General features: G+C 36.0%; 18 protein-coding genes. 6 read left to right on the top strand and 12 right to left on the bottom strand.

All coding sequences use genetic code 11. The annotated features are described in order from the left end of the window. Positions 1–35: 35 nt before the first annotated feature. The 3 genes from FIU87_RS07630 to FIU87_RS07620 all read right to left on the bottom strand — a co-directional run bounded on the left by FIU87_RS07630 (position 36) and on the right by FIU87_RS07620 (position 5,568). The gene (locus tag FIU87_RS07630; RefSeq protein WP_152444031.1) at positions 36–2,093 is read right to left on the bottom strand and encodes a zf-HC2 domain-containing protein; all 2,058 of its coding nucleotides are present in this window, start codon (positions 2,091–2,093) and stop codon (positions 36–38) included. Then, on the bottom strand, positions 2,093–4,207 hold the full coding sequence (locus FIU87_RS07625; RefSeq protein WP_152444030.1) for a sigma-70 family RNA polymerase sigma factor: 2,115 nt from the start codon (positions 4,205–4,207) through the stop codon (positions 2,093–2,095). Before FIU87_RS07625 ends, FIU87_RS07630 begins: the two co-directional genes overlap by 1 nt. 464 nt (positions 4,208–4,671) lie before the next feature. Beyond that, the gene (locus FIU87_RS07620) at positions 4,672–5,568 is read right to left on the bottom strand and encodes a manganese catalase family protein (RefSeq protein WP_152444029.1); all 897 of its coding nucleotides are present in this window, start codon (positions 5,566–5,568) and stop codon (positions 4,672–4,674) included. 160 nt (positions 5,569–5,728) lie between these two features. Between FIU87_RS07620 and FIU87_RS07615 the strand changes: the two genes are divergently transcribed. From FIU87_RS07615 to FIU87_RS07605, 3 genes are all read left to right on the top strand, one after another. Next, on the top strand, positions 5,729–5,821 hold the full coding sequence (locus FIU87_RS07615) for a YjcZ family sporulation protein (protein ID WP_152444028.1): 93 nt from the start codon (positions 5,729–5,731) through the stop codon (positions 5,819–5,821). A 172-nt stretch (positions 5,822–5,993) separates the two neighbouring features. Beyond that, entirely contained in the window at positions 5,994–6,464 is a 471-nt protein-coding gene (locus tag FIU87_RS07610) for a hypothetical protein (RefSeq protein WP_152444027.1), read from the top strand. A gap of 4 nt (positions 6,465–6,468) precedes the next feature. Further along, a complete protein-coding gene (locus tag FIU87_RS07605; RefSeq protein WP_152444026.1) occupies positions 6,469–7,251 on the top strand; it encodes an alpha/beta fold hydrolase in 783 nt (260 codons plus the stop codon). Here the strand turns inward: FIU87_RS07605 and FIU87_RS07600 are convergent. Then, positions 7,248–7,538, bottom strand: coding sequence for a hypothetical protein (locus FIU87_RS07600; protein WP_152444025.1), 291 nt, complete (start codon positions 7,536–7,538; stop codon positions 7,248–7,250). The two genes, FIU87_RS07605 and FIU87_RS07600, sit on opposite strands and share 4 nt — an antisense overlap. 242 nt (positions 7,539–7,780) lie before the next feature. Here FIU87_RS07600 and FIU87_RS07595 point away from each other — a divergent pair, with 242 nt between their 5' ends. Then, the gene (locus FIU87_RS07595) at positions 7,781–7,969 is read left to right on the top strand and encodes an aspartyl-phosphate phosphatase Spo0E family protein (protein ID WP_152444024.1); all 189 of its coding nucleotides are present in this window, start codon (positions 7,781–7,783) and stop codon (positions 7,967–7,969) included. 149 nt (positions 7,970–8,118) lie between these two features. After that, positions 8,119–8,574, top strand: a complete 456-nt coding sequence (locus tag FIU87_RS07590) for a DUF2269 family protein (RefSeq protein WP_152444023.1) — start codon at positions 8,119–8,121, stop codon at positions 8,572–8,574. Between the two features lie 5 nt (positions 8,575–8,579). Here the strand turns inward: FIU87_RS07590 and FIU87_RS07585 are convergent, their stop codons facing one another. The 4 genes from FIU87_RS07585 to FIU87_RS07570 form a co-directional block, all read right to left on the bottom strand. Further along, on the bottom strand, positions 8,580–8,840 hold the full coding sequence (locus tag FIU87_RS07585; protein ID WP_152444022.1) for a hypothetical protein: 261 nt from the start codon (positions 8,838–8,840) through the stop codon (positions 8,580–8,582). A 74-nt stretch (positions 8,841–8,914) separates the two neighbouring features. Beyond that, complete coding sequence (locus FIU87_RS07580; RefSeq protein WP_152444021.1) at positions 8,915–9,688, bottom strand: hypothetical protein; 774 nt, start codon at positions 9,686–9,688, stop codon at positions 8,915–8,917. A 12-nt stretch (positions 9,689–9,700) separates the two neighbouring features. Then, the gene (locus FIU87_RS07575) at positions 9,701–10,393 is read right to left on the bottom strand and encodes an ABC transporter ATP-binding protein (RefSeq protein WP_152444020.1); all 693 of its coding nucleotides are present in this window, start codon (positions 10,391–10,393) and stop codon (positions 9,701–9,703) included. After that, the gene (locus tag FIU87_RS07570; RefSeq protein ID WP_152444019.1) at positions 10,386–10,766 is read right to left on the bottom strand and encodes a GntR family transcriptional regulator; all 381 of its coding nucleotides are present in this window, start codon (positions 10,764–10,766) and stop codon (positions 10,386–10,388) included. The genes FIU87_RS07575 and FIU87_RS07570 overlap by 8 nt, the downstream gene beginning before the upstream one ends. Positions 10,767–11,190: 424 nt before the next feature. On the opposite strand from FIU87_RS07570, the gene FIU87_RS21005 reads away from it, so the two are divergent. Further along, the gene (locus FIU87_RS21005) at positions 11,191–11,346 is read left to right on the top strand and encodes a hypothetical protein (RefSeq protein ID WP_172970993.1); all 156 of its coding nucleotides are present in this window, start codon (positions 11,191–11,193) and stop codon (positions 11,344–11,346) included. A gap of 59 nt (positions 11,347–11,405) precedes the next feature. On the opposite strand, the gene FIU87_RS07565 is transcribed toward FIU87_RS21005, so the two are convergent. The 4 genes from FIU87_RS07565 to FIU87_RS07550 all read right to left on the bottom strand — a co-directional run bounded on the left by FIU87_RS07565 (position 11,406) and on the right by FIU87_RS07550 (position 15,117). Then, positions 11,406–11,726, bottom strand: a complete 321-nt coding sequence (locus tag FIU87_RS07565; RefSeq protein WP_152444018.1) for a TIGR04104 family putative zinc finger protein — start codon at positions 11,724–11,726, stop codon at positions 11,406–11,408. 206 nt (positions 11,727–11,932) lie between these two features. Further along, a complete protein-coding gene (locus FIU87_RS07560) occupies positions 11,933–12,889 on the bottom strand; it encodes a nucleoside hydrolase (RefSeq protein ID WP_152444017.1) in 957 nt (318 codons plus the stop codon). Between the two features lie 61 nt (positions 12,890–12,950). Then, a complete protein-coding gene (locus FIU87_RS07555) occupies positions 12,951–14,027 on the bottom strand; it encodes a Ger(x)C family spore germination protein (RefSeq protein WP_172970992.1) in 1,077 nt (358 codons plus the stop codon). Then, positions 14,014–15,117 (bottom strand): GerAB/ArcD/ProY family transporter, encoded by a 1,104-nt coding sequence (locus FIU87_RS07550; RefSeq protein WP_152444015.1) that lies wholly within the window; start codon positions 15,115–15,117, stop codon positions 14,014–14,016. The genes FIU87_RS07555 and FIU87_RS07550 overlap by 14 nt, the downstream gene beginning before the upstream one ends. Positions 15,118–15,126 lie beyond the last annotated feature (9 nt).

Here is a 15,126-nt window from a genome sequence, read left to right as displayed (position 1 = left end):
GCAAAACGGCCCGATAGAAGGACCGTTTTGCACTGTTAGTTTAATGGAATGCGATGCTCGTTCTCTTTGAAAATATAATTATTTAGGATGATACCGGACTGGATGAACAAGGAGGATGATGGTGGACCTTGAGGAACTAAGCTCAAGTTAAAAAAAGTGACATTTTCCTCCACACCATTATCATCATACCTTGCCTTGTCTTCTGGATAAATTCTTGTACCAGTGTCATCATGGTATTCCCAATAAAAGTCCCTTGTTAAATTATATTGTGTTTTTCTCCCAGAAAGGATAACATCCAACCAGCCATATTCATTTCTATTAACAGTTAATGTCTCCGTCTTGTAGCCACCAAGGTCTATTTCAAACGGTTCATTTTCCACTTCCTTTAATGGAACAGTAAAGGAATGAAAGCCAGGTTCCATATACTGCAAATAACGAATCTCTGTTGAATAAGTTGAGTCTGGTGAATCCTCACCCTTGTATTCAGAGTAATCCCTATCTGCTGTAAGAGTGGAAAAAATCATTTCATATGGGCTTTTCTTATTAAAAGCACTATATGAAGGATATGGAATAGGGACAAGGTATTCGTTTTGATTATTTACGAGTGTGAGTCCACCTGTGATACGATGGAAGCTATCTAAAAAGGCTTTTTCGTAGTGAGCATCGGTTTGTTTCAGCTTTCGATCAATCCTACTAACTTCTTCCTCTTTCAAGCGCATATCATAGACGATTTTACTGCCATACTTCCCTTTTTCAAAGGTGAGGATTTCGACTTCAATCTTGTCATCTATAACCACTGTTTCATTCACGGTAACTAGCTCTGTTTTCCCCATGCCTTTTTTATACTGAAGGGGCACCTTTATATTCCAGACACCAGCCCAGCCATTTACGTTTCTAAATTTCACATGGAGGGTAAACTCAGGTGGCAGTGACCCGCTGTTCAGCGGTTTTACGTAAAGCTTCCTTTCTCTATTCTGTTCATAGAGTTCGGTTTCTTCATGTAATCCCTGTTGATTCATCTGCTCCAAATAATTTGGGGAGTACTCCATAGAATGCTTTTTCCCGTCCTCATCTACTGCTTCTACAAACACAGTGTCCAATCCATTTCTACTCATTAACTCCTTGTTATCACTATCCACCTTATAAGTGATTACCATATGAATAGGGTCAACTTCTATACTTGTAATGTCCACGGTGATCTCATTGTCGGTAACAGCATAGGACCCTTCATCCCATACATTATAAAAGCTTCCGTGTGCAAGATAGTTCCCAACCAATTTTGTATATGGTTTAATCGTTTGTACAAGCGGAAAAGTAATGCCAAATATGAATATCAATGCTCCAACAATGAGGAGCTGAAATTTCCATGTACGGTGTGCTGTTTTTTTCGCTGAATACGGAGTCAGACCTTTCATAACCTCTTCATTGAAGTCGTTGTTTAAAGCCGGCAAATGAATCAAGTCGTTCATTATTTTTTCTTCACTTTCTAACGCTTTTATTACATCCCTGCAAGGAGGACAGAATTCCAGGTGATCGATCATCTCTTGCCGCTTATCTTTAGATAGCTTTTCATCCTTATAGTCTTGAAGCTGCCACAGTTCATAGCAATTTTCTAATGGTTTTGGGATGGTTTCGTGCAGATACTTCCTTATGCTATTTTTTGCTAGCTTGATAGCTTCTTGGTATTCTATTAGCTCCATCTTACACAGATTAGCTTTATCTGCTTCAGACAACCCCACATTTAAATACGAGAGGATGAATGCTCTCTTTCTTCCATCTGGAAGCACACGTAACTCTCTTTCAAGCACTTCTTCACGTGGCTTAAGTGCGCGGAGCCACGGGTCGTCTACTTGCGTCTTAGCAGGTACTTCAGCAAGAACCATTTCCAATATCAAGAAGGAAATATTCCCTTCTATATATGGAAGCTGTTGATAAACTTTCACTAGAATGTCTTTTGTGTACTTTTTTGCCATCTCTTCATGTTGAATCAACCTTAGTGTGAGTTGAAAGATAGGATTCTTGTACTCGTCTATGAAATGATGATAAGCGTCGATTTTTCCACTTATCACATCTTTCATTATTTTTGTTTCCATCACTCGTTATCTCCCGTTTTCGTATCTATAAAGAGCGGAAACCTTCTCCCAGCATGTTCATTGAATTGAGTGTAAACAGAATCAACCCTGATTTTTAACGTTTCAAGATTATCTCGATTAGTTAAAATCTCGCCATGAAATAATTTTTTCACTCCTTGTTTACTCGATTCTTCGTAATGATACCAACCTTCCATTGGTAGATACTCTCCTTGTTGATCTTCAAATTGCCAACCAATTTCACGTAGATTCTCACCAGAGTCATGCGTATTCCCACGAATAATAAGCTCATATTTATTTTCGTTTTCTTCCATTTGTTTAATTTGATAATCTATGAGCTCAATTCCATTAATCCATTGATTTATGCTGGTGCTTTCCGTTTCTTCAAATGGTACTTCTATAGAGAATAAAGCAGGTTCGCTATAATGACTTCCGAATATTTCAGCATAAAGCTTTCCATTTAAACTATCTAACTCTCCTTTTACTTCATGGTAATCTTGATCCATATAGTAGGTGGACACGTGCATTTCTATTGGTTTAGTTTGGTCATAGTCGTATATCTCATTCATAAAGAAAAAGGGCACTAAGTGTTTTTTATCTTCTGTCATGACAGCTATGCCTACATGGTGATTTGTCGTAAACTCTTCCAGCCTATGCTCTTGGCCATGCTCTTTTAAATAAGCATTGATTCTTTTCTTCTCTTCTTCCGTTTGCGTCACCTGATAGCGAAATTTCGCACCGTGTTTTCCATAGGTAATATCAAGCAATTCAAGTTCCAGCTTGTCTTTAAAAGATAGCTTTTCATTTAAATCGACTTTTACAAGAGAGCTCTCTATCTTATCGTAGTGAATGGGAATGTCCACATCCCAATTCCCATATTGCCCCTTGAGCTTTGAAAGTTCAACTTTGATAAAAAACCGATCTGGTAAATTCTCCTGTTCTTTTGGATGGATGATAATATATGGTTGATAATTTTCCTTTACTTCCTTGGCAACCTGTCCATGGTTCAAATATTCAGGATGTCCTAATTGAATAGGGTATTCCTTTCCTTGTTCATCTACAATTTTTATTGGGTAATACGAGTAAAAATCAAAGTCCTCATATTGATTGATTGTTACACTCTTTCCTTCCCGTTTCACATCATAATAAAGGAGCATATGCAGGGGATCAACGTCTATTTTTGTCACTTCAAACGTAAGTTCTTTATCGGTGACAGCATACGTCCCCTCCGCCCAAACATTATAGATGGTTCCATGCTCTAAGTAGGTTTTTACGGTTGCAGAAAACGACTCAATATTTGGGTAGATCAAACTAATGGCAAAAACGACTGCACCAATCATACCTAATGTCCGCAGCTGGTACTTCCATGTTTTATGTTTTGGTTTTTTTGGTTTGAAAGCTGGAAGATGAGCAAGGATTTCTTGGCTAAAGTCTTCCTTTATTGTTGGATTGAAAAGGACTTCATCTAATAAATCCTCTTCTCTTTGCAACCCTGCTAAGAGATTTCTGCAATGTGGACAAAATTCTAAGTGTTCTTCTAGCTTTACCGTTTCGTTTTCTCCGAGTTGTTTTTCTTTGTATTGGTTTAATTCAGTCAGCAAGTGACATTCCCCACCTTCAGAAATTCTATTCTCTAAAGGATTCTTCTTATTTCTGATCGTTTCCATGGCTTTGCTGTAATAAGCTTCCATTTCCTCTATCTCAAGGTTGCTTGTCCTAGAAATTTGCTGTGGAGTTAATTCCAGTATTCTGAAGTAGAGTAGAATACTCTTTTCTTGTAATGGCAATTCGAGGATACCTTCTTCTATTTCAATAAGACGGGGATTATGAAAGGAAGAGTGATCAGCATATTTACTGACATGAAAATCCGAAGGTATCCCTTCAGAGATATATTGCTGGTATAACCAATCAGAAAAAAGAACGGTATCATTGTATTGAGGAAGTGCTGCATATATCTTCTGAAAAAATGAGGAAACAATACTTTCTGCCTTCTCTTTCTCGCCAGTGATGTAATAAGAAACAGAAAATAACCTATTTTTATATTGATCAATAATTTCTTGATATCTTTCCTTTCTGCCCGAAAGTATTTCTTGAATTATTGCTGCTTCATCCTTCAAGTTTCTTTCCACCTTTTGTATGTAATGAACGGAATTTACTTAATTATACCATTTTTCTACAAGAATTTTCTAAATTGATATAATTTTTTGCATTCAATAAATAAAAAAAAAGAAAGTTGCACTCTTTCTGCAACTTCCTTTAGTAGCGGTATGGTAAATCACTTTTGAGAAAAATTTCTCTTCTTTTTTCATCGATTGACATACCCTGTTTGATTTTCACTTTTTTACTTCCAAATAAAATGGTTAGCATTGTTTTCATCCTCCATCATCCTTTTAATTCGTTCTCATCTACAGTATAGATTTTTTAGCGTTTATGGATAACAAACTCGAGAACGGTTTTTTTTCATTCTTTTACCTACAGTCATTTCCAGCTTTATACCGATTAATACTACGTCTTGAGGAGGATGGAAAAATGCCCATGAAAAAAAGAGATGTAAACACATCTCTTAGCCAATTGTCATTCCTTACATACCTGCAGATCTTTGAAGTCTTTTCGCAATCTCCATAAACTCTTCTTGTGAGATGCCTGGTGCAAATTCTTCTGGCAGGTTTTCAAGGTCAGGAACAGGTGCACCAGGTGGAGAGCCTTGGATAACCTCGAGTTTCCCTCCATCTTCCGGATGGCTACCTTTCCATATCATCGCGACATCTTTAAAATCATTTGGACTAAACGTATAAAGCTTTCTATGGACGCCTTCTGCTTCAAATTTTCTTGTCGTTTCAAATGCTCTATTCTCTAAGCTAGGTATTGGAACAAGCTTCGTTATATCCACTCCTGTAGCAATTTCTAACGCTTTTGCATATGCCACTACGTGAACTCCTCCACGAACGAGTAAATAACCAATCATTTCTCTAGCTACAGGATTATCCGTCATTTGATACACTCTCATCTTATGTGTTCTTGCTCCACATTCGAGGAAGAAGTTATGAAGCAAATCAAGCACAAGATTTCCACTATTAAATACATTATCCCCTGTCCACGCTCTCCCCATGGAGTCTCCAGCAAGTGCCGTTTGTGCATTAACAATATAATGATAGCTATTTCGAAAATCCTTCGTATGGCCAAGTGGTGTATCATCTGGTGGGGCTGGATAAGTTACTCCCTCTAGCATAAGGTTGATGGTGGTTGTGACTAATTCCACATGTCCTAATTCCTCTGCCGTTATGCTAGCAACTAAATCATAAAAAGGCTTTAATTTTCGTTTGTTTCGGAAATTGTTTGATTGAAACATATAATTGTTTAATGTAGACATTTCTCCAAACTTCCCGCCTAACAGCTCTTGAACAGCTGCTGCTCCATTTGGGTCTGGATTTTTTGGTTTGGGCAAATGAATTAATAACCGATTTGATCTTGTATACACCGCTCTCCCTCCTATGCATGCAAACAACTCTTATACATGTATGAAAGAAATAATCTGTCCTATGACAAAGAAATATGGGAACTGGGTATTCGCCCAATCCATCTGGGTGTTTGTAACATAAAGTAAAGTATCAGTATGAAAACAAAGGAGAGACGAGTACATGACTAGAGAAGCAGGCTGTGGTTCGGGATTTACTCTTTTCATCATATTATTTATTCTTTTAATCATTATTGGATCAGCATATATTTGTTAACTGAAAGCAAATGGAAAAAACGTAGGGAGATTGTGTTCCCTACGTTTTTGCGTTTTCACACGAACATAACATATTTTATTTTCAAATGGTCAAGCTAACATTAGAGTAATGGCAGGAGGAAAGATAATGAATCGACTCAGAGTATCCCTAATAATTGAAGGTATCTATTTAGATGAACAATTCAATTGAACGCTTATTATGGAGCATTGCCTTGCCAGGATTCGGTCAATTACTCAACAAGAAATATGTGAAAGGAATTACGTTTATCCTCTTGGAATTTATTATTAATGTTCAAGCAAACTTCAATTCCATCATCATGTACAGCTTTCAGGGTGAAATTAATTTAGCTGCAACGGAAGCAAATTACCAGTGGCTAATGTTTTATCCTTGTTTATACTTTTTTGCGATGTGGGATGCCTTTAAAGATGCAGGCGGGGGACAAGCTTCATTTGCTTATTTGCCTTTTGTGAGCTGCGCGTACTTTGTAACGGTTGGACTGATGCTTTCAAGTAAAATAAAAATATTTGGATACATGATTGGACCCGTTTGGCTGCCAATGCTTTTTGTGGTTCCAGGTCTTGTATTTGGTTTTTTTGTAAGGTTTGTTCTTAATTATATGAATCATAAATGGTCATGGAGATGAACGGATGGGATATATAACAACACATGATAATGTAAAAATTTTTTATCGTCTAGTAGGGTCAGGATCGACAACACTTTTATTTATTCACCCACCAGGTATGGGTCATATCACCTTCAAGCAGCAATTACCATTATCACGAAATTTTCGATTATTATACATAGATCTTAGAGGGAATGGACGAAGTGAACGAAACGATACTCCAATCTCCTTTCATTTATTGTGCAATGATATTGCGGAAGTTTGTAAAACGCTTCAAATTGAAAATGTAATTGCATGTGGATATTCAAATGGAAGCTCGATTGCATTAGAAACGGCTCTTACTCATCCACACTTGATTAAAGGATTGGTATTAGCAGGCGCATTTCCAAAAGTAAATTCCTTCACTTTATATATGGAGTTTTTATTAGGAATTTTAACTTCAAAAATGAATGGCATATCCCTTATTGCAAAGTCTATCAGCCATGCTCATGCATATACTAAAGGATTTGAGAAAGAAATGGAAAACTATTTTTTAATGACCAATTCTCAAACACTGCACGAGATGTATCAGGAAGGTTTAAGGTATGACTGCACTGCTAGATTACATAAAATATCTGCACCAATTCAACTAGTATACGGACAAAACGACCACTATGTTCATCACTATATAAATGAGTTTTTAGCTTATTTACCTCAGTCAAAAATTACGTTTATTGGAGGAGCGAAGCATCATTTACCAACAAAACATTTCAATGAATTTAATACCATCATTTCCGACTTTGCCTTAAAGGTCAAAAGTTTAGATTAGTTTGAAATTGTTTTCGTATTACCTTTCTGGATCAACGGGGTATTCTTGGTGGCATAAACACAGTTACGAGCTATTTTCATCCTACTTAAACTCGTTTTCAATGCCTCGTTTACATCCTTTTCACGATTTAAGTGAATATTTGTCATATCAATCATGGCACGAGCAACGTTTTCAAATGCTATCTTTAGCTCTGCTTCTTTCATTTTCCCTCCATCTTTAACCATCATTTTTACTAATTCATTAGCATAAAGATTCATTTTTTCTACCGCTTGATTTTTTCCACTCATCTAACCAGCTCCTTTTCTATAGAAAGATATGTTTTTATTCTACGCTTTACTTTTACTTTCCTTCATTATGACAAAAATAGAAAAACAATGAGGTTATTCGACTTCTACAAACATGCACCTAAAATCCTTCTTTTCGATTTACGAAGTTTTCCACGATAATACCTACTTTTTACACCAATCCTATTTTCTTACATTCCATAATCGACTATAATAGAGAAAATCCTTTTACGGGAGTGATTAAGATGAAAATTCAGGAGTTTGAATTAGAACAAAAACGGATTCAAATGGTGAAATCCGCTTTTAAAACAGGATTAACTTCTGAAGAAACTGTTAAGCTCAGTCAGGAGCTTGATGAAATGTTGAATGTCTTGATTCCCCCAAATAAAAAACAAAGCCATAACCACCTATTAAAATCCACTCTTAAAAAATAACTGCCATTTTACATGTTCCTATTTCTTATTCTACTAAAAGCTTGACACGTGATAGAGTCGAGCTTTTTCTTGTCTTTAACACCAGTAAATAACATGAATATCACTTTTCTCTCATATATATAAGTATCTAACAAATAGGGGGGATGCCTTTGAAATGGCTAGTGCTTATTCATGTGTTGGTGGCAATCATTGGAATTGGTCCCACGTTTTTTGGAAATATTCTATTGCGCAAACAGCAAACCATCTCAGACCTTCGGCACAATATTCTCCTTCAACACAAACTAGATTATTTCCCAAAGATTGGTGGGACACTCGCTGTTATTACTGGCATCCTCCTTGTTCTCTTCGGAAATTATGGCTCCTTCTTGCAAATATGGCTTTTTGGTTCCTTGTTGCTGTATCTTGTGATTCAAGTCCTTGTGATTGGCTTCATTTCACCAGCCCTAAGCGAACTTCAGCGGTGGCTATTACATCCTGAAAATCGCTCTACAACTCAACTGCCTTCTTCTCAAATTTTGCTTCATCATAAAATTTGGAATTTATACTTGATTGCTTCTTTTTTAGGATTTATTATTCTTGTGCTGATGATTTTAAAACCATCATAAGAAGCTCAAGCATTATGCTTGAGCTTCTCTTTGTTTCGGCTTTTTCGTTTCAAGTACACACTTTCTTTTCCCAAATAGCTATTAAAGAGGAGTTCCATTTTTTCTAAATCCTCAGAAGTTACCACAGAGTCCCTCTCATCCCAATGGATATCTGATATAAAATAATAATTTTTCACAGGCGAAAAAACGACTTTTGAATACGGAAATCGATCAAAGAAACCTAAAATTTTTCCTTTTTTCAAGTAGGAAATATTCAATAGTTCCATCCTAATCACCTGCCTTGTGGGATTTATATTGCTTTCTATACTTATACCCCCAAGTTAAAAAAGCTAACGAACGATTATCCTTCTAATTTCTTTATGTTTTGTTGCGATAGGAAGAATATTACTATTGCTACTAGCGTGAAAACAGCCAGTAAAGGAAGGGAAAATGTAGACATGGTCACACCAAGAGAAATCTCACTATACTGTTCATTGTTCAGAATTACTGTAGTTCCTATGCTCACAGCTTTAAAACTACCGAACTTTTGGAAGTATTGAAAAAGTGGACTTGTAACAAACAGCTCATGCAAGGAAATGAAAAGAAACAACAGCAACACATTTAGTCCGTATCTTCCAATTTTAAGATTTTTAGAATTGGCAACAGCAAATAGCGACCAGAAATAAATAGCCCATAAACCTAAATAAATAGCCATCCCCATTATGGTGGTTATCAAAGCTAGTGCATCTGTAAAGCTTTTCTCTTGAAGCACAGGCTCATTTACTAGTAAACTAGCAATGATGTATAGGAAGATACACGCCGTAATAGACAATAAACAATTAATGAACGAAATGAAAAATTTACTTGCTAACAACACTTTTGAGGATAAAGGTGAATGAAACCAAAGCTTAACTTTTACTTCTTTACTCAAGCTAAAAAACATGTCTGTTCCTATATAAAAAATATGAACGACAATTAATGTGATACTAATTGTTAATAAAATTTCGGACATATCAAAATATAAGGTGCAGATTAATCCTATTAGCCATAAAATAGCTAAAGAAAGATAGTTATGCAGCTGGGTTCTTATGGAAACCTTCCAATCCTTCCAAAGCAAACCATTCACACTGTTCATATTTATCCCATCCTATTCATCAAAATTTGAAACCATCCATTCCTTCACAGACAGTCCATTATTCGCTCTAATTTCTTCAACATTTTGCTTAGCAACAAATTCTCCATTTTTTAACACAACAACTTCATCAAGTAGGGATTCAATTTCAGCAATTTCATGAGTAGCAATGATGAGGGTTTGTTTACCAAACTCCACATAGTGTAAAAGGCCTTTCACAATGGAAACTCTAACCATCGGATCGAGTCCAGAAAAAGGTTCATCTAGCAATATATATTCAGCATTTCGAGAAAGTGCCAGAACTAGCTTGAGTCTTCCTCTGTTCCCTTTTGAAAGGTTTTTTATTTTCTTTCTTTTATCAAGTTTCATAAAAGCCAATAACTTTTCAGCCTTTTCCATTTGAAAATCTGCAAATTGAGATTGATAGAACTTCATCATATCCCAAACAGTAAATGCATCATAGAACACATCCTGTTCTGTTAAGTAAGCTACCTTTCTCGCAATTTGTCGGTCCACTTTATCACCATCAATAATAACTTTTCCTTTATCTGGTAAAACAAGTCCAGCCATTAATTTCAGGCTCGTAGATTTCCCGCTTCCATTTGGACCTAATAGACCAATAATTTTCCCTTTTTCAAAGGTAATGGTTTCGTTTTTTAGTGCGATAGATTTGCCATACTTCTTAGCAACATTTTCAAATTTAATCATTCTTGCTCTCCCCTTTTAACAAGAATTTCTGCACACTTGCTACCATATCTGTCTCCGTTGCACCTATTTCTCTCATATTTTGCACAAAGCTTTCCACTAATTTCGACTCAACATCCTTTTTTAACTGAACTAATATCTCCTGATTTTCTGTCACAAATGTCCCCTGCCCTCGTTTTGTTTCCACGATCTCCATTCTTTCCATTTCGCTATATGTTCGTTGAATCGTGTTTGGATTTACTTCCGAAATAATGGCCATTTCTCTAACAGAAGGAAGCTTATCACCAAGCTTTAAGTCTCCTCTAACAATTTCTCTCCTTATTCGTTCAATTATTTGAAGGTAGATGGGTTTATCTGTATCGTATTTTGCTGTCATTTTGCTTCCACCGCCTTATTTAATAACCATGAAGACAAATAAAAAAGACCTATCGCTTCTATGACGGACAGTACGACACCAACACAATGGAACAAAAACATATTCTTGCTTACTAGCCTTTCTTTCTTAAAAAGCCCCCTACATGCCACAATAGTCATTTCTTCACTCCGTTTCGTATTAGTGTTCTATTTAGATAGTACACTAGTACAAATTAACAATACAAGGTTTTTTTCACATTTTTTGTAAAAAATTTTATTTTAATTATACTAATAAAGTAATTGCTAACTTCACTATTTACAGGTAAAATGCTACTATCATTCATTTTTTTAGTTTTTTTTACAAAATTCTACTTTAATCTTTATTATTTGTTAGAATATTTTGTATAATATACATACAGATTTTTCGTGTAAGTAGAGGTGTAGTGATGGATACAAGAGCAAGGAGAATTGTCCGAAACAACAAAAAAAGCCGTTTTCATTATGTTCATGTATTGAAAGATTTTTTAAGTTCTTTTATTCTTCATATGGTTTCACTTGTCATTGTGGCTGCATTCTTAATATGGGCATTAGAATGGGTTTAAAGGAAAACAAAAAAGCGAGAAGGGACAAAAAAGTCCGTTCTCGCTTCATTTTTATCTCGTTATTTATTTAACGATTGATGCTTTGCTTTATGATACCGCACTTTCGTTGCAGAATATAAAACGCCTATTGTTGCTAATAGCAACACAGATATTACCTGTACCCACCTATTATGAATTCCAGCAACAGCACTGAAGGAGTACACAAGAATAATGGGAATCATCACTGTATACAAAGAAAGGATAAATCGAAACTTTTCATCGACCTCATAAACCGTTTCACATCTCTTGCAGCTAATCGGACGATAGCCAAAAAACACGGAAAAAAGCTTGGTTTTATAATGGACATTTTCTTTACAGTTTGGACATTGATGAAATGACATGGTTACTTCTCCCTCTATTTCATAACATTCTTATTATTCTATCATATCAAAACAGCTCCAAAGGTAGAAGAGAAACCTGAAATAAAAAAGCGAGGCTGGGACAAAACACTTTTGTCCCAGCCTCGTACTATTTTAATGCATCTTTTGATTCTTTAACATTTCTCAATAGATTGATGACGAAAACGAGTGATGGAAGACTGGATTCACTATTCATATTCCGGGAGAGAAGAAGTCATTACTTCCATAAAGTTTTCGGTGAACGCACCGTTGTCAAATTCAAGTGCAATCGTGAGCGTATTACCCTCTTCATCAGGCTTTGGCCTAAAGTCAGCCATGCTTACCCCACGAAGATTGCCTTGATCCTGACCAACCTTCACAACTTTTTCCACATATTTAAAAGCCTGAGGCATCGTTACTGCAAACAGCGTCATAACGTCATGAAGAGGACCCCCTTCAATTCCTGGAACTAATTTTTGATAAGCTTTAAAATAGTAGTCAAAGATTTCTCTCATTAATGGCTGATAAGGATTATTATGTTCTGAAGTAATTTGTTCAATCATTTCAGGAGTGATAATAGCATCATTGGTGACGTTAAGCGGATAAAGAATTCCGTTTTTAACCGTAGCCATGACAACTTCTGCCGCGAGGGGATCACCGTAAAAATTCGCCTCAGCTCCAGCAGTTACATTTCCAGGTATTAAAAAAGCTCCCCCCATTAAGAAAAAGCCTTTCACACGATTAACAAGCTCTTCTCCACCAAGATTAAAAGCTATTGCTAAGGAAGTAGCTCTGCCAACATCTACAATAACTAAATCCTCACCATACCTTTCAATCACTTGAAAAATGGCATCAAAGTTAAGCAGCTCTCCTTTGATGGTGGCAGGTGGCCTAATAGGACCTAGCCCCTGCTCGCCGTGAATTTCTGGATAAAAGGGAGAAAACTCTCCTGAAAGTGGGGTTTTCGCTCCTCCAATTAGTAAGACACCTTTTCTATTAGCAAGCTCTAGTAAATATGCAACATTTTGAGTTGCTTGTTTTTGCCTTACGTTCCCATAGCTCGTTACAACAGCAACTAATTCGAGTTCAGGGTTTAATAAGCTGTAAATAATAGCCAATGAATCATCAATTCCTGGATCACAAAACAACATAATTTTTTGAGGCATGTTATGTCCTCCTCTAAACAGCTTTGTTTTACCAGTATATTCATATGTCCTACATATTTGACTACTCTGTAACTCCTGTACTTACAATTCTAACCTTTGCTGTAACGGAAACCTTTAATTCAGGATACAATTGATCTTTCCATTTTTTCATGTCAAAGCCTCTTTTTCGGGATTTTACTTCATATCCAAACCCGATGGGATCTACTCCTCTTTTTATAAACTCTTGAATCATAGAATCAGATTCGGCGACAATCTTATCCTCCAAAATCTTTTGGAATTTATTTATTTCCTTAGGTGTAACTTTATTCCCAGTAAATTCTCTCAGCATGCCATCCACCTTTACTTCAATTTCAATCGTAGGCACATCATTTTTCCACTTCACATCGATATTTTTATCCGTTTTTATGCTTCTCACAGAAACATATTCTTTTTTGTCTGGAAGTTTAAAATTGACTGTTCCATCTGAATACCTATCCACTAGTGTCTTAAAGTAAAACAGTCGATCATCAGGAATCATCATTTCAAATTTATCCTCTTTTAAAACAGCGACTCCCACTATCTCCACTTTATCCTCCTTTTTTTTGAGCATTGGTAGATTCGGATCTTTTCCCTTTTGATAATAATCTGAGAGAAAGATGTGCATATTTGTATTTGGAACGTCTCTTTGCTCTATGTTATGTTTAAGCAGGTTAAATAAATGGTCCCCTGTTCCTCTCGTGCCCATGTTTTGCTCCAGAATTTCTTTTGTTTGTCCTTCTACAATTGCAAAATATAATCCTGTTCCAATACTTGCATCCCGTTGCAATCCATCAGCTACCTGAATAATTCCTTTTTTGGCAAGGTCCATATTGAACAAGACTACTTCTAAGCTTCCATTTACAATCGGTGAGGAAGACTCCTTTTGCACACTTCTTAAAATGTCCTTATTTTGCTCTGCTACTGCTGTAAACCTTTCATTTACGATCGTTTTATCTGCCTTATAAATTGGAACAACAAAGGTACCCATTATCTCATTTTCACTTATCAGATCAAAGCCTTCCGCAGATTCTATATTTACATCATCCACAATCTCTTTTTGCAGACAGCCTGTAAGAAGCAACAGTAAACAAATAGTACTTAAAACCTTAAGAAGAGGCATTTTCTTTTTTCCCCTTTCTCCAACGCGCAAATATAACCAATAAAAACAGTAATGGAATATAAACATATAACATGTAGAACCCTACTTGACCTATATAATCGTTTAATTTATTTATCAGTTTTCTATCCTCAAATTGATTCATAAGGATAAAGACGATAATGGTTAAAAGAAGTAGGGTTGTTCTATGCTTTAAGTTTGTCATTCTTTTGGCAAGGCGACTAGCACACCAGAGAAATATACAAACATTTGGTAAAATAATTAAGCACCAGTTCGCAATCCCGATATATTCTACACGCTCTACAAAGGGAAGCTCGATAATTTTCCAAATAGAGAGTGTTGCCCAAATGTTCTTTGCCAGCTTTCCTTCACTAAAGTAAGAAAATGTTACAAGAGCAAAAGTAACATAAACAAAAGTAGTTACAAATACACCTAAATGAGCCCACTTCTTTGATTTTTCAGGATTCTTTAGAAATGGGTAATAAATAAGTAATGTTTCAAAGCCTAACATGCTTAATGTCATATCTTTACTTGCAAGAAAAATATCCTTAAAGGAATGATCAAAGATAGGCAGAATGTTACGGAAGTTGGCATATTCCAGTGGAATGATCATCATCACATATAGATAAGAGGGCAGGATTACTCCTAAAAAGGCAATTCCTGTTATTACTCTAAAACCCCCTGTAATGATGTAATACACTAATAAAAGAAAAAACAGTGAAAAAAACCATGTTTTGAAATCTGGAAATAACCATACTTGAATCACTTCAATATAGGTTCTTAATACATTCACCGTTGAAGCTATGAAATAGAGGATGAAAAAGAGATTAAATCCTTGTCCTATCCACTTTCCATACACAAGCCTATGCGCGCTTGCCAAGTCACCTTTGCTTTTCTCACATATCTTGTACATCATATACACAACGATATGTGTAAAAATTCCTATAAGTATAATACCAATCCAGGCATCATAACCGGCTGACATTGCAATAATACGCTGGTATCCAAGTGCCCCAACTCCAAACTGTGTACTGTGAATTAAATAAAACACTAGAAAAGGTGAAACCTGAAACCGCTGTGGTATTGTTTGCAATGTCAAACC

The sequence above is a fragment of the Bacillus sp. THAF10 genome (assembly GCF_009363695.1).
GTDB lineage: Bacteria > Bacillota > Bacilli > Bacillales > Bacillaceae_I > Sutcliffiella_A.
Note: the sequence above shows the minus strand (reverse complement) of the source record. Positions and strands in the feature narration are given on the sequence as shown.

Excerpts from the sequence above, each read along its gene's own strand:
- FIU87_RS07630 (WP_152444031.1), bottom strand. The coding sequence starts at position 2,093 with ATGGAAACAAAAATAATGAAAGATGTGATAAGTGGAAAAATCGACGCT.
- FIU87_RS07615 (WP_152444028.1), top strand. The coding sequence starts at position 5,729 with ATGACTAGAGAAGCAGGCTGTGGTTCGGGATTTACTCTTTTCATCATA.
- FIU87_RS07610 (WP_152444027.1), top strand. The coding sequence starts at position 5,994 with ATGAACAATTCAATTGAACGCTTATTATGGAGCATTGCCTTGCCAGGA.
- FIU87_RS07605 (WP_152444026.1), top strand. The coding sequence starts at position 6,469 with ATGGGATATATAACAACACATGATAATGTAAAAATTTTTTATCGTCTA.
- FIU87_RS07600 (WP_152444025.1), bottom strand. The coding sequence starts at position 7,538 with ATGAGTGGAAAAAATCAAGCGGTAGAAAAAATGAATCTTTATGCTAAT.
- FIU87_RS07595 (WP_152444024.1), top strand. The coding sequence starts at position 7,781 with ATGAAAATTCAGGAGTTTGAATTAGAACAAAAACGGATTCAAATGGTG.
- FIU87_RS07585 (WP_152444022.1), bottom strand. The coding sequence starts at position 8,840 with ATGGAACTATTGAATATTTCCTACTTGAAAAAAGGAAAAATTTTAGGT.
- FIU87_RS07580 (WP_152444021.1), bottom strand. The coding sequence starts at position 9,688 with ATGAACAGTGTGAATGGTTTGCTTTGGAAGGATTGGAAGGTTTCCATA.
- FIU87_RS07575 (WP_152444020.1), bottom strand. The coding sequence starts at position 10,393 with ATGATTAAATTTGAAAATGTTGCTAAGAAGTATGGCAAATCTATCGCA.
- FIU87_RS07570 (WP_152444019.1), bottom strand. The coding sequence starts at position 10,766 with ATGACAGCAAAATACGATACAGATAAACCCATCTACCTTCAAATAATT.
- FIU87_RS21005 (WP_172970993.1), top strand. The coding sequence starts at position 11,191 with ATGGATACAAGAGCAAGGAGAATTGTCCGAAACAACAAAAAAAGCCGT.
- FIU87_RS07565 (WP_152444018.1), bottom strand. The coding sequence starts at position 11,726 with ATGTCATTTCATCAATGTCCAAACTGTAAAGAAAATGTCCATTATAAA.
- FIU87_RS07560 (WP_152444017.1), bottom strand. The coding sequence starts at position 12,889 with ATGCCTCAAAAAATTATGTTGTTTTGTGATCCAGGAATTGATGATTCA.
- FIU87_RS07555 (WP_172970992.1), bottom strand. The coding sequence starts at position 14,027 with ATGCCTCTTCTTAAGGTTTTAAGTACTATTTGTTTACTGTTGCTTCTT.